Annotated in this window: 19 protein-coding genes; 8 read left to right on the forward strand and 11 right to left on the reverse strand. The window is 71.4% G+C overall.

Annotation, left to right across the window (positions count from 1 at the left end):
* The first annotated feature begins 89 nt into the window (after nucleotides 1-89).
* Nucleotides 90-677, forward strand: coding sequence for a TetR/AcrR family transcriptional regulator (locus tag FRCN3DRAFT_RS0221030; RefSeq protein ID WP_007510232.1), 588 nt, complete (start codon nucleotides 90-92; stop codon nucleotides 675-677).
* Between the two features lie 33 nt (nucleotides 678-710).
* Here FRCN3DRAFT_RS0221030 and FRCN3DRAFT_RS45485 read toward each other — a convergent pair whose 3' ends face one another.
* On the reverse strand, nucleotides 711-3,191 hold the full coding sequence (locus tag FRCN3DRAFT_RS45485) for a WD40 repeat domain-containing serine/threonine protein kinase (protein WP_007510230.1): 2,481 nt from the start codon (nucleotides 3,189-3,191) through the stop codon (nucleotides 711-713).
* A gap of 183 nt (nucleotides 3,192-3,374) precedes the next feature.
* Between FRCN3DRAFT_RS45485 and FRCN3DRAFT_RS45490 the strand changes: the two genes are divergently transcribed.
* Nucleotides 3,375-3,968 carry a TetR family transcriptional regulator gene (locus FRCN3DRAFT_RS45490; RefSeq protein ID WP_007510228.1) on the forward strand — a complete coding sequence of 198 codons (594 nt, stop codon included), beginning with the start codon at nucleotides 3,375-3,377 and terminating at the stop codon, nucleotides 3,966-3,968.
* Nucleotides 3,969-4,008: 40 nt separating this feature from the next.
* Complete coding sequence (locus FRCN3DRAFT_RS0221045; RefSeq protein WP_007510226.1) at nucleotides 4,009-4,455, forward strand: VOC family protein; 447 nt, start codon at nucleotides 4,009-4,011, stop codon at nucleotides 4,453-4,455.
* Between the two features lie 49 nt (nucleotides 4,456-4,504).
* Here the strand turns inward: FRCN3DRAFT_RS0221045 and FRCN3DRAFT_RS0221050 are convergent, their stop codons facing one another.
* Nucleotides 4,505-5,401: an LLM class F420-dependent oxidoreductase gene (locus FRCN3DRAFT_RS0221050; protein ID WP_007510224.1), complete on the reverse strand. Its 897-nt coding sequence runs from the start codon at nucleotides 5,399-5,401 to the stop codon at nucleotides 4,505-4,507.
* A gap of 198 nt (nucleotides 5,402-5,599) precedes the next feature.
* On the opposite strand from FRCN3DRAFT_RS0221050, the gene FRCN3DRAFT_RS0221055 reads away from it, so the two are divergent.
* The gene (locus FRCN3DRAFT_RS0221055; RefSeq protein WP_007510223.1) at nucleotides 5,600-5,947 is read left to right on the forward strand and encodes an ArsR/SmtB family transcription factor; all 348 of its coding nucleotides are present in this window, start codon (nucleotides 5,600-5,602) and stop codon (nucleotides 5,945-5,947) included.
* A gap of 17 nt (nucleotides 5,948-5,964) precedes the next feature.
* Here the strand turns inward: FRCN3DRAFT_RS0221055 and FRCN3DRAFT_RS0221060 are convergent, their stop codons facing one another.
* Entirely contained in the window at nucleotides 5,965-6,516 is a 552-nt protein-coding gene (locus tag FRCN3DRAFT_RS0221060) for a MarR family winged helix-turn-helix transcriptional regulator (protein ID WP_007510221.1), read from the reverse strand.
* Nucleotides 6,517-6,608: 92 nt separating this feature from the next.
* Nucleotides 6,609-8,075, reverse strand: a complete 1,467-nt coding sequence (locus tag FRCN3DRAFT_RS0221065) for an MFS transporter (protein WP_007510219.1) — start codon at nucleotides 8,073-8,075, stop codon at nucleotides 6,609-6,611.
* Nucleotides 8,076-8,373: 298 nt separating this feature from the next.
* Here FRCN3DRAFT_RS0221065 and FRCN3DRAFT_RS0221070 point away from each other — a divergent pair, with 298 nt between their 5' ends.
* Nucleotides 8,374-8,928 (forward strand): non-canonical purine NTP pyrophosphatase, encoded by a 555-nt coding sequence (locus tag FRCN3DRAFT_RS0221070; RefSeq protein ID WP_007510217.1) that lies wholly within the window; start codon nucleotides 8,374-8,376, stop codon nucleotides 8,926-8,928.
* A gap of 141 nt (nucleotides 8,929-9,069) precedes the next feature.
* On the opposite strand, the gene FRCN3DRAFT_RS45495 is transcribed toward FRCN3DRAFT_RS0221070, so the two are convergent.
* The gene (locus FRCN3DRAFT_RS45495; protein ID WP_051466326.1) at nucleotides 9,070-9,438 is read right to left on the reverse strand and encodes a DUF4345 family protein; all 369 of its coding nucleotides are present in this window, start codon (nucleotides 9,436-9,438) and stop codon (nucleotides 9,070-9,072) included.
* A gap of 148 nt (nucleotides 9,439-9,586) precedes the next feature.
* Between FRCN3DRAFT_RS45495 and FRCN3DRAFT_RS0221080 the strand changes: the two genes are divergently transcribed.
* Nucleotides 9,587-10,423, forward strand: coding sequence for an SMP-30/gluconolactonase/LRE family protein (locus FRCN3DRAFT_RS0221080; protein WP_027140803.1), 837 nt, complete (start codon nucleotides 9,587-9,589; stop codon nucleotides 10,421-10,423).
* Nucleotides 10,424-10,447: 24 nt separating this feature from the next.
* Here FRCN3DRAFT_RS0221080 and FRCN3DRAFT_RS0221085 read toward each other — a convergent pair whose 3' ends face one another.
* From FRCN3DRAFT_RS0221085 to FRCN3DRAFT_RS0221105, 5 genes are read right to left on the reverse strand one after another with little or no spacing between them, the layout of a single operon-like run.
* A complete protein-coding gene (locus FRCN3DRAFT_RS0221085) occupies nucleotides 10,448-12,403 on the reverse strand; it encodes a flavin-containing monooxygenase (RefSeq protein ID WP_131803596.1) in 1,956 nt (651 codons plus the stop codon).
* A complete protein-coding gene (locus FRCN3DRAFT_RS0221090; protein WP_007510209.1) occupies nucleotides 12,400-13,089 on the reverse strand; it encodes a nitroreductase family protein in 690 nt (229 codons plus the stop codon). Before FRCN3DRAFT_RS0221090 ends, FRCN3DRAFT_RS0221085 begins: the two co-directional genes overlap by 4 nt.
* Nucleotides 13,090-13,133: 44 nt before the next feature.
* The gene (locus FRCN3DRAFT_RS0221095) at nucleotides 13,134-14,315 is read right to left on the reverse strand and encodes a DUF1214 domain-containing protein (protein ID WP_007510208.1); all 1,182 of its coding nucleotides are present in this window, start codon (nucleotides 14,313-14,315) and stop codon (nucleotides 13,134-13,136) included.
* A gap of 13 nt (nucleotides 14,316-14,328) precedes the next feature.
* On the reverse strand, nucleotides 14,329-15,483 hold the full coding sequence (locus tag FRCN3DRAFT_RS0221100) for a sulfotransferase family protein (RefSeq protein ID WP_007510206.1): 1,155 nt from the start codon (nucleotides 15,481-15,483) through the stop codon (nucleotides 14,329-14,331).
* A 3-nt stretch (nucleotides 15,484-15,486) separates the two neighbouring features.
* A complete protein-coding gene (locus FRCN3DRAFT_RS0221105; protein WP_007510204.1) occupies nucleotides 15,487-16,419 on the reverse strand; it encodes an NAD-dependent epimerase/dehydratase family protein in 933 nt (310 codons plus the stop codon).
* Nucleotides 16,420-16,530: 111 nt separating this feature from the next.
* On the opposite strand from FRCN3DRAFT_RS0221105, the gene FRCN3DRAFT_RS0221110 reads away from it, so the two are divergent.
* Nucleotides 16,531-17,430 (forward strand): acyl-CoA thioesterase, encoded by a 900-nt coding sequence (locus tag FRCN3DRAFT_RS0221110; protein ID WP_035925025.1) that lies wholly within the window; start codon nucleotides 16,531-16,533, stop codon nucleotides 17,428-17,430.
* Nucleotides 17,427-18,038, forward strand: coding sequence for a VOC family protein (locus FRCN3DRAFT_RS0221115; RefSeq protein WP_007510200.1), 612 nt, complete (start codon nucleotides 17,427-17,429; stop codon nucleotides 18,036-18,038). The genes FRCN3DRAFT_RS0221110 and FRCN3DRAFT_RS0221115 overlap by 4 nt, the downstream gene beginning before the upstream one ends.
* 1,065 nt (nucleotides 18,039-19,103) lie before the next feature.
* Here FRCN3DRAFT_RS0221115 and FRCN3DRAFT_RS45500 read toward each other — a convergent pair.
* Nucleotides 19,104-19,868 (reverse strand): TetR/AcrR family transcriptional regulator, encoded by a 765-nt coding sequence (locus tag FRCN3DRAFT_RS45500; RefSeq protein WP_198536153.1) that lies wholly within the window; start codon nucleotides 19,866-19,868, stop codon nucleotides 19,104-19,106.
* Between the last annotated feature and the right edge of the window lie 344 nt (nucleotides 19,869-20,212).

A 20,212-nucleotide genomic window follows, 5' to 3' on the forward strand; every position in this document is an offset into this window, starting at 1 on the left:
CAGATCCTTAGCGTCGACAGCCTCAATGTTGACAGTGGGTACTTCGGGCATGGTGGACCGGGGAAGTTACCTGTGTCAACATCTAGGCGATGCCTTATCACCACGGAAATCTGCGCGAGGCGCTCATCGCGGCCGCCACGCAGCTCGCCGCCGAGCACGGCCCCGACGCGGTCGTGCTGCGCGAGGCCGCGCGCCAGGTCGGCGTCTCGCACAACGCCGCGTACCGACACTTCGCTGACCGCGACGCCTTGCTGCGCGCCGTGTCCGCCCGGGCGATGACCGAGTTCGGGCAGCTCATGGCCGACCGGATCGCCGCGGCCGCCACCGGGGACGGCGCGCAGGAGGCCCTGGCCCGGATGGAGGCGTCAGGGCGGGCCTACGTCGAGTTCGCCACGACCCGTCCGGGGCTGTTCCGCCTGGCCTGCGCCCGGTCGCTCAGCCTCGACCCGGACGCCGTCGTCAACCACCCCTACGCCCAGCTCTCGGAGCGCCTCGACGAGTTGGTCTCCGCCGGGTTGATCACACCCGACCGGCGCGAGAACGCCGAGATCGCGGCCTGGTCCGCGGTGCACGGCTTCGCCATGCTCGTCCTCGACGGCCCGCTGAGCACGGTCTCACCCGAGGAGCGAGAACGCGGCCTGGCCGAGGTGCTCCGAGTCGTGCGCGAGGGCATCTGAGATGGCCTCACGCGGCCGCCGGTCGCGCACCGACTAGTCGCACACCGGTCGATACGCGATTTCCGGGAGGTAGGTACGCCATTCCCGCGGGCTGAGAGCGTCAGCCGGGACGCCGCAGAGCCGGCGGAACACGTGGTCGGGATCGAGGTCCCACAGCCGGACGGTCTTGTCGGTGCTGGCGGTGGCGAGGATGCCCCCCGCGGGGCTGAACGAGGTCGCGCGTACCGGGCCGGTGTGGCCGCCGGTGAGCCTGCCGAGGCGCACGGGGGCATGCGGGTCGCGGACGTCCCACAGCCAGACTGTCGTGTCGTAGCTGGCGACTACCAGCAACGGACGCGCCGGATCGAACGCCACGGCGGAGATCAGCGCGGTCGGGCCGGCCAGCGGCTGACCGAACGGTCGCGGATGGGCCGGGGCATGGACGTCCCACAGCCGGGTCTGCGTGCCGGCCGCGCTGGCCAGCACCTGCCCGCCGAGGCCGAACGACGTCGCGGTGAGCTGGCCCTGGTGGTCGAGCGGCGGGCCGACGGGCTCGATGTGGCCCAGGTCGTGGGTGTCCCACAGGCGCGCGGTGCCGTCGGCGCTCGCGCTGGCCAGCACGGCGCCGTCCGGGCTGAACGCGACACCGACGACGGCGTCGCCGTGGCCGGTCAGCGGCTGTCCTACCGGGACCGGGCGTGCCGGGTCGCGGACGTCCCAGATCCGCACGGTCCGATCCTTGCCGCCTGCGGCGAGCAGGTGGCCGTCCGGGCTGAACGCGAGCGCCCGGACCGCGGAGGTATACAGCTCGGGGCTGGGATGGCCGGTCAGCGGCGGGCCCGCGTCGACGACCCGGGCCGGGTCGCGCACGTCCCACAGGTGCACCGTGCCGTCGTCGCCGGCGCTGGCGAGCACGGCGCCGTCGGGGCTGAAGGCCAGCGCGGCGAGCCCGGCGACGTGCCCCCGCAGGGGTTCGCCCACGGGCGCCGCGCGCAGGGCGTCGTCGATGGTCCACAGCCGCACGGTGTGGTCCACGCTGGCACTGGCCAGCAGGCGTCCGGTGGGACTGAAGGCGACGGCGTTCACTCCGGCGGTGTGGCCGGTGAGCGCCGGCCCGATGGGCGCCAGCGGGGCCGAGGCGAGCAGGCTGGCCACCGCTTCGGGGACGGGAGAGACGCGGTACGCGGCGAGGGCGAGCCGGCGGGCCAGGTCGGGCTGCCGGTCACGCACCGAGTCCGCGGCCGCGGCCGACCTGCGCGCGATGTCGTCCGCCGACGGTGGGAGGTCCGGGGCGCTCGGGTGTGCGGTGCTGGCGGCCGACTGCCGGTCCGCGGTGACCGTAAGCGGTACCGCGACACCGGTGGCCACGGCAGTGGCCACCGCCAGCGCGGCGGCCACGACGAACCGCGGCCGGCGGGAGCGGCGCCGTCCGAGGCGCCCACCGGCCGCCGACGGCGACGCCGGAGTCGGAGTCGGAGTCGGCTCCTCGACCGTGACCTGCCTGGTCTCCTCGGCGCGGCCGGGGCCGTCGGACTCCGCCGCCGGGCCGGAGTCGTGGCCTGGATCCGGGCCGGCGTCGTGGCCGAGGTCCTGGCCGGTGTCGTCGCCGGTCGTGGCGTTGACGACGTCGATGCTGACCTGGACGGGATATCCGCAGGAGGCGAGCCAGTCGGAGCCGAACGCACGAACGGCGGCGTCGGTCAGGGCCAGGGCGCACGAACGGCCGTCCGGGAACCGCGAGCCGGGGTCCTTGGCCAGCATCCGTTCGATCACCGTGGCGACGGGGCCGGGCACATCGTCCGGCAGCCCTGCCGGCGGCGCCTCCAGATGAGCCTGGCGAAACCCCTCATAGGTCGACGGCGCCGGGTGGAAGGGATGCCGGCCGGCGAGGAGCTCGTACAGAACCACGCCGAGCGCGTACAGGTCGGTCGACGGTCGAAGCGGGCCCAACGTGAACTGTTCCGGAGCCATGTAGCGCGGAGTTCCCGCGGTCTTGCTCGCCGCCACGGCCGAGCCCTCGAACGCCTTCGCTATGCCGAAGTCCGCGACCTTCACGGTCCCGTCGGCGGCCATCAGCAGGTTCGTCGGTTTCACGTCACGGTGCAGCACGCCACGCTCGTGCGCGTGGTGCAGCGCGTCGGCCACCGCGAGCCCGAGCCCGCACACCGCCGGAGCCGACAGCGTCCCCGTGCCGGCCCGAGCACCGGCACCGGCACCGGCACCGGCACCGCGTAGGCTGCCCCCGCTCACCAGCTCCATGACGATGAGCGCGAGGCCGTCTCGCTCCACGAAGTCGAACACGCGCACCACATGCGGATGATCGAGCCCGGCGAGCAGGCGCGCCTCGGCCTCGCCCGTCAGCCCGGCCTCGGCCGGCTCCCGGGAGTCGGACCACGCCGGCATCGCCTTGATCGCGACGTCGCGGCCCAGCCGGTCCCGCCCGGCGATCACCAGGCCAAACGCCCCTCGCCCGAGCTCACGGTCCACCGTGTATCCGGGCAGCGCGGCCCGCACGACGGCGCGGTCGATGAGCATGCGCCCTCCCCCGACCCGCCCTGCCCGCTCGCACATCCACGCCCAGCGTCGCTCCGACGCCGTCACGTGACACCGATTGTCCCATTGGCGCTTGTTTGGTCGCCATCGGCGAGCCAAAGCCGTCGCCAGGGCGACACTCCTCAGAATTGACAGTAGGACTGCCATGACGGCAGTCTTACTGTCATGACGTCAGGTTCACTGTCGGAGGCACGGTCGGCGCTGGTCCGAGACCGGGTGCTCGACGCCGTGGCCGAAATCCTGGCCGCCGGCGAGGAGCTCACCTTCGCCAAGGTCGCGAAGGCGGCGGCGGTGCCCGAACGAACCGTCTACCGGCACTTCCCCTCCCGCCAGGCGCTGCTGACCGAGATCTTCGCCTGGGCGAACCGCCGGATCACCTTCGACGGGCCCCTGCCGGCCGACGGCCGCGAGGCCGCCGCGCTCGTTCGGCACGTGTTCGCCGGGTTCGACGACATCGCGCCCGTCGTCCGCGAGCTGCTGATGGCCCCGGAAGGGCTGCCCGCCCGGCTGTCCGACAACGACCGGCGCCGGGCCACCGCGCGCGCGGTGGTGGACCGGGAGGCGCCCGGCCTGGACGAGGTCAGCGCTCGCCGGGTGGCGTCGATCGTCCAGGTGCTCACCGCCGCGGCGACCTGGCAGACGCTGCGCGACTACTGGGACCTGGACGGCGCGGAGGCCGGCGAGGCCGCCGCGCTGGCGCTGGAACTGCTCCTGGAGGGCGCCCGGGCCAGGGCCGCCGGCGATTCGCCGGCCAGTTGACCGCCAGTCACCACCACAGCAACCATTTCAGGAGGCATTCATGACCCTCGTCCAAGGCGTGAACCACGTCGCCGTCATGACCGACGACCTCGACCGCTTCGTCGATTTCTACGCACAGGTCTTCGACCTGCCCGTGGTGTTCACCGAGGAGACGCCGGCGTTCCGCCACGCGATCCTGCGCACCGGCCCGAGTTCCTGGCTGCATCCCGCCGAGGTCTCCGGCAACCCGCATGGCGCCGCGATCCCCGCCATGTTCGACCGCGGGCATCTGGACCATCTCGCGCTCGCCGCCGCGTCGCCGGAGGCCTTTCAAGCCGCCCGCGACCGCCTCGTCGCGCGCGGCATGAGCGACGGCACCATCGAGGACCTCGGCGCGTTCCACAGCTTCTGGTTCCGCGACCCGGACGGCATGCGAGGCGAGGTCACCCTCATCACCGATCCGGAACTGCGCGGGATCCACGAACCTCGCCCCCTGGTGGCCGGCTGACCGGTCCCAACGGTGATCAGGTGCTCGCTTGGCCGGGTCGCCGGCCGGCTCAGAGGAGTGCGCCGGCGAGCTCGCGCCATTCCGCGCGGGTGGGCCAGCCGGCGCGCTCGGTCGGGTTCGCTCCGGGCACGATCGCCTGGACGACGACGTGGTCGGCGCCCGCCTCGAGATGTTCGGTGACGCGCTTCGCCACCTGCTCGGCGGAGCCCCGGGCGACGAGCGCGTCGACGAGCCGGTCGCTGCCGTCACCCGCCACGTCGTCGTCGGTGAAGCCGAGCGCGAGCAGGTTGTTGACGTAGTTCGGGAGCCGCAGGTAGTAGCGCACGGTGGCACGTGCCAGTGCCAGCGCCTCGGTCGGGTCCTCCCTGAGCACGACCTTCTGCTCCGGCACGAGCAGCGGTCCGTCCCCGAGGATCCCGCGGGCGAGGTGGGTGTGGTCGGGGGTCGTGAGGTAGGGATGCGCCCCCACGGACCGCTCGCCGGCCAGCCGCAGGGCCTTCTCCCGCAACGCGGCCAGGATCCGGCGGTCGGCGGGTACCGGCCGCGGCGCGGCGTCGAGCGCGTCCAGGAAACCGGCGAGGAAGCCCAACGGCCGGGTGTAGGTACGGCCCAGCGGCTGCACGTTCGCGGCGTGGCCGGCACCCAGGCCGAGCAGGAAGCGCCCGGGATGCGCGTCGGCGAGGCGGTGGTAGTTGACCGCGAGCTCGTCCGGTTCGACCGTCCACACGTTGACGATTCCGGTGGCGAGCACGAGCCGGCTGCTGGCGGCGAGCAGATGTTCCGGAAGCCGCAGCGCCGGGTCGGACGACCCGAGCCAGAGCGCGCCGAACCCCAGGGCCTCCAGCTCGGCCACCGCGTCGGCGGCGTCGTCCACGAGCCGGCCAGAAGGATCCGCCCAGGCGAACGACGGGCTCCAGATGCCGATCCGGCCGAGGTCCAGCGTCATGACGTGCTCCTGTCGTCGTGGTGGCCCGGCTGTCCCGATCGCCTCGTCCAGCCGGTCACCGGCACACCCACATTATGTTCGATGTGGATCGAACACTGGCCGAGTGTACGATACGAATCGAACACTCGCGAGAGTCAGGGGCCGCGCGGATCCGGAGCCGGGCGGGTCTCCAGGAGGGTCCGGGAGGGAGGCGACGCCATGACGCCCGCGGCACGTCGAGCGCAGAGCCTGCGGCACACCGACCCCGGTGAAGTGACCCTGCAGGACGCGCTGGAGGCACTGGCCGACCCGGTCCGCCGGTCGATCCTGCGCACGCTCGCGGGGGAACCGGACTTCTCCCGCGCCTGCGGCACCTTCGATCTGCCGGTCGGCAAGGCCACGGCCAGCCACCACTTCGCCGTGCTGCGCGCCGCCGGGCTGCTGGAGCAGGTCGACCAGGGCTCGCGCCGGCTCAACCGTCTCCGCCGGGCCGAGTTCGACGACCGATTTCCCGGGCTGCTGGCGCTGGTCCTCGCCGAGCAGACGCCGACGGCCGCTGGGCGGTGACGGTCGGAACCCGCGGGTCAGTCGCCGGCTGACGGCGCGGCGGCGGTTGGCGTCGCGGCCGTCATGGTGGTCGCACGGTCGAGAGCGTCGTTGAGGGCGCCCAACTCGGCGGCGAGGGCCTGGACGCGGTCGGGCCCGAACTCGGCGAGCGCCTTCTTGAAGACCTCGCCCCGCAGTGTGCCTTCATACAGATAGGCGCTGTCACCCCGCGCGGTCGGCCTCAGCAGGCGGCGCCGGGTGCCGGGAACGGAGTGGAGCTCGATGAGCCCACGGCCGATCGCCGACTTCACCTGGCGGCTGACCGTGGACTGCTCCAGCTGCAGCACGTTCTCCAGGTCCCCCATCGACAGCGGGCCCATCTCCGTCAGCGCCCACAGGATCCGGAAGCTGGACCGGTCGAGGATCGACCCCTCGGGCGTCTGCACCCGCCGCCTGCTGAGCCGCAGGACCTCCCGTCCGATGGCTCGCAGCAGCGTCTCCTCGATGGGCGGTTCGGCACCTGTGCGCGGCTCGGTGCCCATGGGCGGTTCGGTGCCTGACGGGGCGCCCTCGCCGGCGTTCACGCTCACCCGTCCCACCTCGCAAGTGCCCTCGTCCGACGTGCCCCGATGATGTCCTCCCCGAACCGCGAGCGGCAAGGATGGGCGGGGTACGGCGCGGTTCAGACGGCGGAGGTGACGTTCTCCCTGTCGGCGGGGGCCGCTGCCGTCGCGGCGGCGGCGGCGCCGTCCGCCGACCGACGGCGAGGGATGAACGCGGCGAGCACGACCCCGAGGAGGGCCGCGGCGGCGCCAACGACGAAGCACAGCGTGAACGCGTGCTGGCTGGGCAGCTGTGCCGACCCGAACGCGGTGGTGTTGCTGGTGAGCAGGGTGCCCATGAGCGCGGCGGCCACGCTGCTGCCCACCGAGCGGGACAGGGAGTTGAGCCCGACCGCGGCCGCGGCCTTGGCCGGTGCGGTGGCGTCGAGGATGAGGGTGGGCATGGCCGCGTAGCCGATGCCGACGCCGGCCGACGCGACGCAGGTGACGATGAGCAGCTGCCACGGGGCGCCCGTCAGCAGGGTCCCCAGACCGTAGCCGGCGGCCAGGACGAAGGCACCGATCATGAGTGTGGCCTTGGGGCCGATGCCGCCGATCAGCGCGCTGGAAATCGGGGCGAACAGCAGCATCATCAGGCCGGCGGGCGCCATCCACAGCCCGACCGCCTGGATGGACTGCCCAAGGCCGTAGCCGGTGCCGTCAGGCAGCCCGAGCAGCTGCGGGATCACGATGGACTGCGCCATCATGCCGAAGCCGACGGCCACGGCGGCGACGTTGGTCATCAGCACCGGCAGCTTCGCGGTGGACCTCAGGTCGACCAGCGGCTCGGCCTGACGCAGCTCGAAGACGCCCCAGGCCGCCAGCACGACCAGGCCGGCGGCGATGGCGCCGAGCGTGCGGGGGCTGCCCCAGCCCCAGGCGGTGGCCTTCGAGATGCCGATCAGGAACGCGACGAGACCCACCGCGAGGCAGAGCGCGCCGACCAGGTCGAAACGGCCGCGGTGGCCGTCGTGGACGTGTGGGACCGCGACGACCACGAGCACGAGCACCAGGCCCGCCACGACCGTCGAGACCCAGAACAGGGCGTGCCAGCTACTGACGTTGACGATCCACGCCGCCAGCGGCAGGCCGATCGCGCCGCCGACGCCCAGTGTCGCGCTCATCGTGGCCAGGGCGGTGGGGGCCATGCGCGGCGGAGTGATCTCCCGGATGAGTGAGATCCCCACCGGGATGAAGCCGAGCGAGATGCCCTGCAGGGCGCGGCCGACCAGCATCGGCGTCAGCGTGTTCGAGAGCGCGCACACCAACGATCCCGCGACGAGCAGGGCCGCGCTCACGATGAGCACTCGCTGCTTGCCGAACAGGTCAGCCAGGCGGCCCGCGACGACCATGGCCACCGCGGCGGCCAGCAGCGTGATCGTCACCACCCAGGGAGCGTTGGCCGGCGAGGTGCTGAGCAGGTGCGGCAGCTCCGACTGAATCGGAATGACGAGCGTCTGCGTGAAGGAGACCGTCATCCCGCCGGCACACAGCACAGCGACCGACACGGCCGGCGGCAGGTTCCGGGCACGTGAAGCAGGAGGCATGATCTTCCTTCCGCGAACGTCAACATGCATGGTACATGCATGCATGGTCCGCCGAGGCTGGTCCGCACCACAAACGGAGGGAGATCCTCCACAGGTTGTCTGATCGTCTGACCACCAGAAATTCGATCACCGGCAGGCGACGGGCGCACCAGTGCTTACCGTCTCCCTGGAGTAGCTGTGTGGCACGCATGCGGGCCGACCGGCCGACGCGCCACCAACGCCGAGCCCTGCCCACCGACTTCACCCAGCACTGCCTTCGCATCAGGAACTCACCACCATCCCCCGAAGGAATACTTAGATGATCGAGCGCATCTCACTGATCACGGGAAACAAAGGCAAGGCGGCCGAGTACGCCACCCTGCTGGGCATCGACGTACGGGCCGCCAAGGAAGACCTGATCGAGATCCAGTCTCTCGACGTCGCGGCCGTCGTCGAACGGAAGGCCGCCGACGCCTATGCCAAGCTGCGCGGCCCGGTGCTCGTCGACGACACAGGCCTGACCGTGAATGCCTGGAACGGCCTCCCCGGGGCACTCGTCGCCTGGTTCCTCGGCTCCGTCGGTACCCAGGGCATCCTCGACATGGCTGCCAGCCTGACCGACCGCGCCGCGAGCGTCACGACCGCACTCGGCTACGCCGACGCGAACGGAATCCGAGTCTTCACCGGAACCCTCCAGGGAACGCTGGCCACCGAACGGCGCGGCACAGGCGGCTTCGGCTACGACGAGATCTTCGTACCAGCCGGCGGAGACCTGACCTTCGCCGAGATGTCCAGCGAGCAGAAGAATCTCGTCTCCCACCGCCGGCGCGCGGTCGACGCCCTGCGCGCAGAATTCGGAATCCCCGGCTCCTGACCGTCGCGACACCGCATCGCCATCCCGCTCGACGCGAGGTCGTCGTCCACGGAAGATCGGCCAATCAACAGGCAGGACATCCTGGCGGCCCATGCCTCCGGTGTCGGCCGTGGGAGGCGGACGGTGCGCGCTGCCTCGGTCTCAGTCGGCCGTCGTCTCTCCCGCCGCGGGCCTGGATACCAGCGCCGCTGTGCCCAGCCCGACCTCCATGGCGAGGGAGAGCCAGAAGATCCAGTCGGTGCGCGGGCGGTCGATCTTCAACGAGACCAGCCGGGCCGCGGCCGCGCCCAGCCAGGTCACGCCGACGGCGGTGCGGGCAGCCGGAGCGCGGCTGACCAGCGCCCATCCGCCGAGAGCCGCGTAGGTGCCACCCAGGCCGGCCCTCGTTTCGGCGCGGCCGCGGCCGGTCGTGGCTGGCAGGTCGAGCGCGGTGGCGAACCTCACCGGCATGACGACTCCGGCCGCCCCTGACATCATCAATGCCGCGCTGCTGAGCCGGCCCGTGTCCATACCCGGACGCTAACACGCACCGCGCCTCTGGGTGATCATGGCCGAGCCACGCGCGGGCCCGATCGGTGCGGGAGCGAGCGAGGAGGAGGGGGCGATGAGTTCCGGCGCCCGGCCCGGTCTGTCCCTGTACCAAGCCGAGGGAGGCGGGATGAGCGCGCCCCAGGTCCTGATGGACGGCGTCATGTTCGGTGAGTCGCCCCGCTGGCACGACGGGCGGCTCTGGTTCTCCGACTGGGGGGCCAACCAGGTGATCGCGATCGGTGCCGACGGTGGCCACGAGGTGGTGGTGACCGTCCCCTCGTTCCCGATGTGCATCGACTTCCTGCCCGACGGGCGGTTGCTCGTCGTGGACTCGGCGCGGCGACGGCTGCTGCGCCGCGAGCCGGACGGATCCCTGGCCCAGCATGCCGACCTCGCCGCGGTCTCGGAAAAGCCGTGGAACGAGATCGTCGTCGACGCCCGGGGCAACGCCTACGTCAACACCATCGGCTTCGACTTCCCCGGCGGCGACTTCGCTCCGGGCCTCATCGTGTTCGTCACGCCGGACGGCGACGTCGGTCAGGTCGCCGACGACCTCGCGTTCCCCAACGGCATGGCCATCAGTCCTGACGGCGCGACGCTCGTCGTCGCCGAGTCGTACGCGAACCAGCTCACCGCCTACGACATCGGCGGCGACGGCGGCCTCGGCGACCGGCGGGTGTGGGCGAAGACGCCCGGCGACCATCCGGACGGCATCTGCCTGGATGCCGAGGGCGCCGTCTGGTACGCCGACGTCGGCAACCAGCACTGCGTCCGGGTGCGCGAGGGCGGCGAGGTGCTGGCCACGGTCGACCTGGATCACGGCGCGTTCGCCTGCGCGCTCAGCCGCGACGAGGACCCCCGCCTGTTCGTCGTCGGCCAGACCTGGGGCGCAGGCGGACCGACGCAGTCCAGCGGCCGGGTCGTGGCGTTCCCCGCGCCCGCGCCCGGCGCCGGCAGGCCCTGACCGGCGCGCTGGTGAGGAGCTCCCTCACCGGGCGCGGACGGTGTAGTCCTCCGGGTCCGGGGCGCGAGTGAGGCGCCAGTAGTCGTAGAGGTTGAACGGCCAGTTCTGCGCGATGCGCCCCTTGGCGTTGCGGTACCAGGTGTTCACGTCGGAGACGCCCCACGCACGCTGGTCGGTGGCCATGTCGATCCACCGGTTGTAGCGGTCGTGTGCCTCCGGCCGGCAGTCCAGGGAGGCGGCGTCGCGCTCGAGCAGCATGCCGACGCATTCGGTGATGTACTGGGCAGCGCATTCGGAGAAATAGATGATGCTGCCGTTGACCACGATGTTCGTGTTCGGCCCGTACATGAGAAAAAGATTCGGGAAGTGCGGCACCGTGATACCGAGGTGGGCACGGGCGTCACCATCCCACCAGTCGTGCAGGTCGAGGCCGTCCACCCCGATCACGCGCATCGGCGTCAGGAAGCGCGAGGCCTGGAAACCGGTTCCGTAGACGATGACGTCGTGGTCGACGTGCCGGCCGTCGGCCAGCTGAATACCGGACGGGGTGACCCGCTCGATCCCGGTGGTTTCCAGGGTGACGTTCGGGCGCTGCAGGGTGCGCGCGTAGGTGCCGTTGTCGGGGAGCATGCGCTTCGCGCCGTACGGATGGGTCGGCAGCACCTTGGCGCGCAGGGCCGGGTCGGGGAACGCCACCTCGTACCACGCGGTCAGCCGCCGCCGCGCCACGTCGTTGGCCGCGCTGACCGAGTTGTTGGACCGGTCCCAGCCGGGATCCACGACGGTCTGCGGGAGCGTGCCTTCCTGGAGCCGGCCGAAGGTGCCCAGCCGGTCCCAGCGGGCGTAGTCGGGTACGTGCCGCAACAGCCACTGGATGCCGGCGGGCAGGTCGTCGAGATAGTTCGGGATCGGCAGCAGCCAGGGCGCGGTCCGTTGGTGCACGGTCAGCGCGCCGGCGCGCTCGGCCAGCCGGGGCACGAACTGGACGGCGCTCGCGCCGGTGCCGATGACCGCGACCCGCAGCCCGGTGACGTCGACGTCCGGCCGCCAGCGGGCCGAGTGGAACGATGGCCCGCGGAAGCTGTCGATCCCCGCGATGTCGGGCAGGCTCGGGCGGTTGAGCTGGCCGACCGCGCTGACCACCGCCTCCGCCTCATGGGTGCTCTCGCCGCCGGAGGCGTCCCGTACGCGCAGCGTCCAGCGACTCGTCCGCTCGTCCCAGCGAGCCTCGACGACCTCCGCCCCAAAGCTGATCAGGCCGGCAAGCCCGAACTTCTCGACACAGCTTCGGAAGTAGTCCAGCAGGACGGGCTGGGTGGAGTTGAACTGCGGCCAGTGGCCGGTCTGCGCGAACGAGTAGCTGTAAAGGTGGTTGGGCACGTCCACCCGGCAGCCGGGGTAGGAGTTCTCCAGCCACGTCCCCCCGACGTCGGGGTTCTTCTCGAAGACCCGCACGTCGACGCCCGCCTGGTTCAGCCGGTGCGCCATGACGATGCCGGACGTCCCCGCGCCGATGACGGCCACGCGGAACCGGCGCCGCGGTGCCCTGCTGGCGGCATGCCACCCGGGCGCCCGTGGATCCAGGCCGCCCAGCGCCAGCTCCTCCTCGAGCAGCTCCAGGTAGTGGTCGTCGAGGTCCGCCGGCGCGACGACGAACTCGACCAGCGCCCGCAGCTGCCGGGGAGTCGGATCGACGGGCCGCGGGCAGCCGCGGTCGCGGTAGCGGATCAGCGCGTCGGCGGCCCGTTCGCGAGATCTCGCCGCCATCTCGGCTGGGTAGCCGTAGTCCGGAGCCATCCACGGCAACGCCGGGTCGGGCCGGATGTCGTCGGCCAACAGATCATATTCGCCGGTGAGGTGCGCGACGGAGGCGAGAAGCGGCCCCACCGGAGCCTGGCCGGCATGAGCCCGGATGGTCGCGTCGTCGGCGTCGATGTCCTCGCGGGTGAAGTCCAGGCGCATGGATAGCGGCCCGCTCACCCGGCCGGGCGCTCGTCCGATCGCTCGGCCGGCGGCCAGAGCGGTGACGGCACCTCGAAGCCCAGCGGGCCGTTCCAGCGGTTGCGGGCGGCCACCTCATGCACGGGCCGCCGCGCGGCGACGCCCCAGCGTCCGGTCGGGTAGCCGAAGCTGACGCAGCAGGCGTTGATCCACCCCTCGTCGGCGGGGACCTCGAGGATCTTCAGCACCTCCTCCTTCGCGAACGCGCCCAGCACGCTGGTCAGCGAGCTCCCGATGCCCTCGGCTCTGGCGGCCAGCTGCGCGTTCCAGACCGCCGGGTAGATCGATCCGCCCGTCGGGTCCCGCTGCACGAACGCGAAGAGGAAGAGCGGCACCTCGGCGAAGTGGTCGGCCAGCCAGTCCGACGAGCGCTGGATCCGCAGCAGTGTGGCGCTCTCGTCGTCGTCCGGGTTCGCTCGGGCGGCGGCGAGACGGTCGGCGTAGAAGGTCTCCCACAGCCTCGTCAGGGCCTGTCGGTAATGGACGCCCAGCTGGCCCTTGACCGCGGGATCGTCGACGAGCAGGAAACGCCACCCCTGGGTGTTGCCGCCGCTCGGGGCCCGGATGGCCGCGTCGAGGATGCGGGCCTGGGCGTCGGCCGGGATCGGGTCGGGGCGCACCCGCCGCATCGCCCTCGTCGTGTAGAGCGCCTCGTGGATCTCCATGCCGGTTCTCCGCTTCTGCTGTTGGGTCTTTCCTGGTGAGTCGGTCACCAGATTCGGCGAAGCTGGGCGCCCTCCCGGCGGACACGCAGCTGTGCCGCGCGCTCGGCTGGGTTGACCTGGGGTGTGTCGGCCGGCAGGTACCTGCGCAGGTCGGCGAACGGTACCTTCCTGATCGTGGGGTCGGGATGGTCGCTGGCATGGTTCCAGCGCAGCTGGATGACCCCCCAGGGGTAGTCCGCCTTGTCGAGCCAGTTGGGCACACCCGGGTCGAGCCGCGAGATGACGGCGCGGAACCTGCCGTCGCCGTCGAGGCGGGCCTGCGTGTCGTTGAGGCTGGACTGCCGGTTCACCCAGTCGACCGTGCAGAACCGGTCGTCGGCGACGAGTGCCTGCCAGTAGCGGCTCCGCCTGGGCAGCTCGGTCTCGATGATCAGCGCTTCGTCGTCGCCGATCTCGTGGATGCCGTCGTAGTAGACCTGCGCCGGCAGGCCACCCATCTCGTCGATCTTCTTGGAACGCAGCAGCGTGTTGACCCCGTGGTGCTCGCGGTAGTAGCGCACCAGCTTCATGTCGAAGGCGATCATGCCTTCGACCCAGGCGGCCAGATCGGAGAAGCGCCGGGCGACCTCGCCCGGCGACATGTCGGTGCCCCCGTCGTCCAGCCGGTTGATCGCGACCCGGGCGTCCTCCTCCCGGACCCAGTCGCACGAGCACTTCCGCATGAGCAGGCGACGCGTGGTCGGCTCCAACCGCCACCAGTCCCCTGTGTGGCCGTCCGGCCGCTGGGCGCTGAGCAGCACGCTGAAGCGGCCGTCCGCGCCGAGCTGGAGATCGTCCAGGTCGTGCGTCGCCGGGACCGGACCCCCGCTCATGTCCGCCGGGCTCATGATGTCGAAGCTCTGCTGGGTGATCTCGACGAACCGGGTCGTGCCGCGGTAGCCGGAGATCTCGTACACGCCGTCGGCGGCGACCTCGGCCGTCGAGTAGACGTAGTCGGGGTCGGGGCCGCCCTGGTTGAACGCGTAGTTCCACAGCGGCATGAACACGGGCCGGCGGGCGTCGGTGTAGACCCGGCACAGGTAGCCGCCGGCCAGGATCGACAGCGCGAGCTTGTTCATGTCCTGCGTCTCGGCCTCGGAGGCGCCCCCCGGCCGCCACTGGGCGATCAGGTTGTCGGCGACGCCGTCGAGAGCCTTCATCTGCTCGGACCACGTGGGCAGGCTCATCGTCCGTATCCCCTCAGCGTTCGACCTTCTTGCGCTCGACCTCGATGCCGAAGCGCCGGATGTAGAACTCGTAGTCGGCGCGGATCTGCTCCTCGTCCAGCCCGAACTGCTCGGCGGTGTAGTGGTGGACGCCGTGCGCCCCGGTCCGGTTGGCCGCGTGCCAGTCGGCCATCGCGCGCTCGACCTCCGGCCGCAGTTCGAGGCCGAGAAAGTCGTAGACCCGCCGGACTGTGCCCATCGGGTCGGCGACGAACTCGCGGTGATGCACGTCGAAGAACCGGTCCTCGCCCAGGCGGGCGCGCGCGGCGACCGCGTTCTCCATGCCGACGCGCAGATGTTCGCAGATCTCCTGGCCGAGCCGCCGGTGGTCGCGCTCCCCCGCCGCCGGCGGGAGGATCGCGGACACGATGCTGGCGTAGGACGGCACCGCCTTCGCGGGGTCGCGGTGCGTCATGACGAACCGCGCGTCCGGGTAGGCGGCGGCCAACGGCTCCAGGTGGAACTTGTGGTGTGGTGCCTTGAACAGCCAGAGGTCCGGCGGCCGGCGCGACTGCAGGAGCTTGATGGCGCGCCGGTGATGCTGGAACGTGTCCGCCAGGTCGGCGCCACGCCACCAGGCGTGGTAGCCGTACACCGGCAGCGTCATCTGCTGGCCGTGGAACGACATCCCGAGGATCTCGCTGTCCTCCATCGTCGCGTCGGCGTCGTAGAGGTGCATCGCCTTCAGGTCGGCGGAAGTCTCCGCGTACTCCTTGACCAGCGCCAACCGCCGCGGGTCCGTCAGCTCGGTGTCGAGCTCCGGCGGCGGGCACGGCTTCGACTGCTCCCAGCCGCGCAGCCCACGGAACTGCGGATCGAGCGACAGGATGTTCGCGAGTGCGGTCGTGCCGGTCCTCGGCAGGCCGTTGACGTCCACCGGCCCGCGCACGGGCAGATCCTCGATCTCGGGGTGCTCGCGATACCACGCCTCCAGTTCGAGACGGTTGACGAGCCGGCGGTGGAAGACCCCGATGACGGCGGCGTCGGTGTCCGGGCTCAGGTCGCCGTCGCGATCGAGGCTGTCGAGCAGCACGTCGAGGCCCTCGCGGAAGTCGCCTGGGCCGAAGTCGGTGAGACCGGTCGCCGTGACCGCCGCGTCCAGCAGACGCTCGCTGGTCGGGTAGCGCATCACTCAGCTCCCCGCCACGCCCACGCGCACCCGGTCGGGGTACAGGCGCTCGACGACGCGGCGAAAGCCCTCCCGCCATCCGACCTGGCAGGGGCCGGTGATCGAGACGCGCCTGGTGGAGTCGCCGACGGAACCGATGGAGGCACCCGGGATCGGGTCCACATCCACCTCGGCCCGGGCGCCGAGGAGCTCGCCGAAGTACGCCGACCACTGCTGGACGCTCACGGCCTCGTCGCCGCACCAGTTCACGATCGTCGCCGGCACGCTCGCGGCGTCGAGCAGGGGCTCGACCTGCGCGCAGATGTCGTCGTCGTGGATCGGGCTGTACGGCATCGGGTCCCACCGGGTCCTGACGTGCTCCCCGGCCGCCACCGCAGCCAGGTGCCAGACCGGGAGGCCGTCCTCGTCGCTGTACGCGCAGCCCATCCGGGCGATGGTCACCGGGAGGTCGAACGACCGGGCGCAGTACCGGGCCACCGCCTCCTGGGCGATCTTGGAGACGGAGTACGGCGCCGAGGGGGGCGCCATCGCGTCCCCCAGCGGATCGCTCTCCTGGAAGGCGTGCCACGGGTCGGGGTGCGGCTTGTAGGTCGAGACCGTCGACATCACGAGCGCCGACTTCGCGGACCGGCAGTGCTCCAGCAGGCGGCCGGTCGCCTCGGCGTTCACCCGGATCGCCCGGTCGTAGTCGTCGGCGCTGAAGTCGGCCGCCAGGTGCAGGAGGTGGGTGAAGTCGGTGGGCAGGTCGTCGAGCGGTCCGTCGGCGATGTCGACGGCCCTGGTCGTGACGCCGAGCGCCTCGACCTTCGCCCGCGCGGACGGATCGGTGAAGCGGGCGATGCCCCAGACCTCGTTGTCGCGAGCCAGCGAGCGGGCCAGGCCGTAGGCGATGCGGCCGGCCGGACCCGTGATCAGGATCTTCTCGCCGGCTAACACGGTAATCGTCCTTCTTGGCATCCCACGGGACGTGGAGCCTAGTTTGGAGGAACGACCGGCGCGAGGCATGGATATTTGATCCAAACCGTGGACGGATGGTGTGATGGCCGCGTGAGCATCGACCCCGCCCTGCGCCAGACGGTCCTCGATTCGCTCGACGGGCTGCTCGCCGCGTTCGAGCTCGAGCCGCTCGGCGCCGACCGGTTCCGGGTCCGCTCCGAGCCGCCCCGGTTCAACCGTGTCTTCGGCGGGCAGTCGCTCGCCCAGGCGCTCGTGGCGGCACGCGCGACCGTCACCGGCCAGGAGCCGTCCTCGCTGCACGCCTCCTTCGTCCAGGCCGGCAAGCCGGGGGTCGCTGTCGAGCTGGTGGTCGACCGGGTGCGCGACGGCCGGTCGATGTCGACGCGTCAGGTGACGGTCCGCCAAGGCGACCGCGTCCTGTTGGCCGCGATCGTCACCTTCCACGCGAACGGCCCCGGCCCCGAGCCCCCGGTCGACCCGTCGGTCCCCACCGCGGACCCCGAACTGCTGCCGCTGCTCCAGGACTGGGCGGTCAAGGCCCCGCCGGAGCTACGGCCGCAGGCACTGTTCTGGGTCGACCGCCCGCCGCCGCTCGAGATGCGGCTCGCCGAACCGGTCGTCTTCATGGGCGGCACTCCGGCCGCCGGGCCGCGCTCGCACTGGATGCGCCTGCCCCGCGACGTCGGCGCCGACCCGGGCCTGCACGCGGCGCTGCTCACCTACGCGAGCGACTACTTCCTGCTCGACATGGCCTTCCGGTCCTATCCCGACGGCGCCACCCCGGACTACTCGTCGGCCTGCAGCCTCGACCACACCATCTGGCTCCACCGCCCGGTACGGTTCGACCGCTGGCACCGGCACACCCAGGAGGCGGTCGTCGTCGCGGGTCACCGCGGCCTCGTGCGCGGCGCGATCCACGACGCCGACGGGCGCCTGGTGGCCACCGTGGCTCAGGAGGTGCTCGTGCGCCCGAAGGGAGCGTCGACGTGACGACCGAGATCCCGGCTGGCCCGTTCCCGCCGCTAGCGTTCCAGCACCCTCTCTTCCAGCAGCCCTGGCCGGAGGGCGAGTACCGGCTGTTCCAGCTCGGCTTCGTCGTCGACGACCTCGTCGCCGCCGCCCGCCGATGGGCGGCGGTGTTCGGCGTCGGCCCGTTCCACGTGCTGCCACCCATCGAGCAGGCCTGCACCTACCGTGGTGCCGCCACGGGGATCAACCTCCAGGTCGGCGTGGCCCAGGCCGGCCCGGTCCAGATCGAGCTCATCACCCAGCGCTGCGACCGCGACAGCATCTTCCGCGAGCAGGCCCTCGCCGGCCGGGCGGGCTTCCACCAGCTCTGCACGGTCACGCCCGACTACGACGGCAAGCGGGCCTTCTACCAGGGCAACGGCTACGAGCTCGCCTGTGAGCTCACCTCCGCGGATGGCATCCGCGTCGGCTATTTCGACACGCTCGAGGACTTCGGGTTCGTCACCGAGGTCGTCGAGCGCACCCCGGGATTCCTGAAGCAGCTCGCGCGCGTCGCGGCCACCTGCGCCCAGTGGGACGGCACCGACCCCGTCCGCCTTCTCACCCGCGACGGCTACCGCGTGCCCTGACCGGGAACTCATGATCCTCCGGTCGTGGTTCGAGCCCCACCCGCCCCACCACGCTTCGCGATGAACCGTCCGACCTGCATAAATAGGTTCGACCTATCGGCGTGAACGACCCGGATGGCGGCAAACGGGCAGGTCCTCGGGTCGGACTGGTGGTTCGAGTCCCTCCTGGCTCCCGAGCAATCGACTACGAACGGTAGCAATTGGTGACCACGGTCTCGCCGGGTAACAGCGGGCGCGGTTCCGGTGTGGCATCTGGGGTGTGCGAACAGTCCCCGTCGAGCATTTCCAGGATCTGCCCGAGGTCCAGAACTGGGCGGGGCCGGCAGAACAATGACCCCGCCAGCCCTGACCGGTGCCATGGGAAGGACAGCCCGCCTCGATTCCAAGTTCCGGCCGCGGCTGCGTGTGGCTGCCGCGACCGGGGCTGGTGACGGAACAGCCGCCGGAGTGGTGATCTGGCTGGCAGCGAGGCTGAAAGGGCGGAGCCGAGCGATGGTCAGGGTATGTCGAGGACGTCGTCGACAGGCCGGCGCGGGGTCGCCAGACGTCCCGCGGCCGGGTCGGGGTATCCGACGCGCAGCAGCATCTGGACATGGCCCGTCCCTCCGGCCGTCTCGCCGAGCAGGGAGCGGGGAGAGTGATGTCGACGACCTGGCCGAGCGGGGAGGCGGCAGCGCCGCGCGCAGTCGCGGCGAGCAGCAGCCGCCCAAACGCCGTGCCCGCGAGGAACTGGTCGGCCGGCCGGTCGAAGTGGGTGCCGACCGCGATGACGGTCGGACGTTCGACCGTGAAGTCCGCTACCCGCGTGCCCGCCTTGTCGATCACGTCGAAGTCCCGCAGCACGAATAGCGACTCGCGGGTCTGCGCCGTGGTGACGACCGAGTAGCGCGGAATGCCGTCTGCCGCGTCGCGCTCGGCCCGGCTCCACGACGTCAGTTCGGCGACATAGGCAGGATCGTGGCTCTCGATCCAGTCGGTGTGTGCCGGCAAGACAAAGCCGCCGACGCGGCTGAGGTGATCCTGGACCCGAGCAGCGGCCCGACCCGCCTGGCGACGCTGGCACGGCTAGCCTCGCGTGGCCGGATCGTGGTCTAAGGCAACATCGCCACCTTCGAGCCGGTCACCGTGTCGGCCAACGAGCTGCTGACGCATGGGCAGTCGCTGACGACCTACAACAGCTGGCCGGCAGGTAGACGGGCCGGGCGCTGAGGCGAGGTTGGTCGTGTCGATGAGGGCGGCGGTGTCTGCGGGTCGGGTGTCCCACCGCAGGAGGTCGGCGGTGAGAGTGCCGATCGTCCAGTGTTCCCACCGCTCCGGTGTCCACCCGCGGTCGGCGGTGAGCGCCAGATACACCTCGAAGCTCACCAGAGCGAAGAGGATGTCGGCGGCCTCGTCGACTGACAGTCCGCCGCGTAGGCCCTGCTTGGCGGCGAGCAGTTCGGCGATGACGCGATATGCGGTGAGGCGTTGCCGCTTGTTGACCTCCCATTGTTCGGCCATGTCCGGGTCGGCGCCGGCGGCGTCGCGGACGATCCGCATGAGTGGACCGACCCTGGTGAAAAGGGCCCGGCAGTGTGCCATCCAGAGCGCCAGCGCCTGATGGGGGTCGGGTTCGTCGCGCACCTGGTCCATCCAGGGCCGGTCCAGGACCGCCACGGGTTCGTCGTCGCCGGCCGCGAGGATGTCGACGCCCTCCTTGAGCACGGTCCGCTTGTTGCCGAAGTGGAAGTAGACGGTCTGGACCGCCACCCCGGCCTGCTCGGCGATCTCGTCGAGTCTGGTGGCGGCGTACCCCTGCCGCAGGAACAGCTCCAAGCCCGCGTCGATGATCCGCCGCCTAGTGGCGCGGGCCTGCTCCCCGCGTCGATCCGCTCGACCGTGGAGTTGACGAGATCGGTGAAGTAGAGGGCGCCGTCAGGGTCGATCCGGTAGATCACGGCGCTGCCGGAAAAGGAGTTGCTGGACACGTACAGCGTGCCGTCCTTGCTCACCGCCACGGCCTCCGGGTCGAAGCCCTCGATCTCGATGCCTCGCCGACGTAGGCGGGCCCGGGGCTGGGCGGCCGGGTGCGGGTAGGTGCCGGGGGGACGGACTGCACGGCGGGGGTGGTTCCGGCCGCGGCGGGCGTGCCCGCCGGCGAGTCGTCCGAGTGGCTGACGATGAACGCGGTCATC

This window comes from Pseudofrankia saprophytica, assembly GCF_000235425.2.
Lineage (GTDB): Bacteria > Actinomycetota > Actinomycetes > Frankiales > Frankiaceae > Pseudofrankia > Pseudofrankia saprophytica.

Bases quoted from the DNA above. Each gene is read 5' to 3' on its own strand.
- FRCN3DRAFT_RS0221095 (WP_007510208.1), bottom strand. From the start codon at position 14,315: ATGAGCCTGCCCACGTGGTCCGAGCAGATGAAGGCTCTCGACGGCGTC.
- FRCN3DRAFT_RS0221055 (WP_007510223.1), top strand. From the start codon at position 5,600: ATGACGCCCGCGGCACGTCGAGCGCAGAGCCTGCGGCACACCGACCCC.
- FRCN3DRAFT_RS0221070 (WP_007510217.1), top strand. From the start codon at position 8,374: ATGATCGAGCGCATCTCACTGATCACGGGAAACAAAGGCAAGGCGGCC.
- FRCN3DRAFT_RS0221045 (WP_007510226.1), top strand. From the start codon at position 4,009: ATGACCCTCGTCCAAGGCGTGAACCACGTCGCCGTCATGACCGACGAC.
- FRCN3DRAFT_RS45490 (WP_007510228.1), top strand. From the start codon at position 3,375: ATGACGTCAGGTTCACTGTCGGAGGCACGGTCGGCGCTGGTCCGAGAC.
- FRCN3DRAFT_RS0221080 (WP_027140803.1), top strand. From the start codon at position 9,587: ATGAGCGCGCCCCAGGTCCTGATGGACGGCGTCATGTTCGGTGAGTCG.
- FRCN3DRAFT_RS45495 (WP_051466326.1), bottom strand. From the start codon at position 9,438: ATGGACACGGGCCGGCTCAGCAGCGCGGCATTGATGATGTCAGGGGCG.
- FRCN3DRAFT_RS0221065 (WP_007510219.1), bottom strand. From the start codon at position 8,075: ATGCCTCCTGCTTCACGTGCCCGGAACCTGCCGCCGGCCGTGTCGGTC.
- FRCN3DRAFT_RS0221090 (WP_007510209.1), bottom strand. From the start codon at position 13,089: ATGGAGATCCACGAGGCGCTCTACACGACGAGGGCGATGCGGCGGGTG.
- FRCN3DRAFT_RS0221100 (WP_007510206.1), bottom strand. From the start codon at position 15,483: ATGCGCTACCCGACCAGCGAGCGTCTGCTGGACGCGGCGGTCACGGCG.
- FRCN3DRAFT_RS0221030 (WP_007510232.1), top strand. From the start codon at position 90: ATGCCTTATCACCACGGAAATCTGCGCGAGGCGCTCATCGCGGCCGCC.
- FRCN3DRAFT_RS45485 (WP_007510230.1), bottom strand. From the start codon at position 3,191: ATGCTCATCGACCGCGCCGTCGTGCGGGCCGCGCTGCCCGGATACACG.
- FRCN3DRAFT_RS0221050 (WP_007510224.1), bottom strand. From the start codon at position 5,401: ATGACGCTGGACCTCGGCCGGATCGGCATCTGGAGCCCGTCGTTCGCC.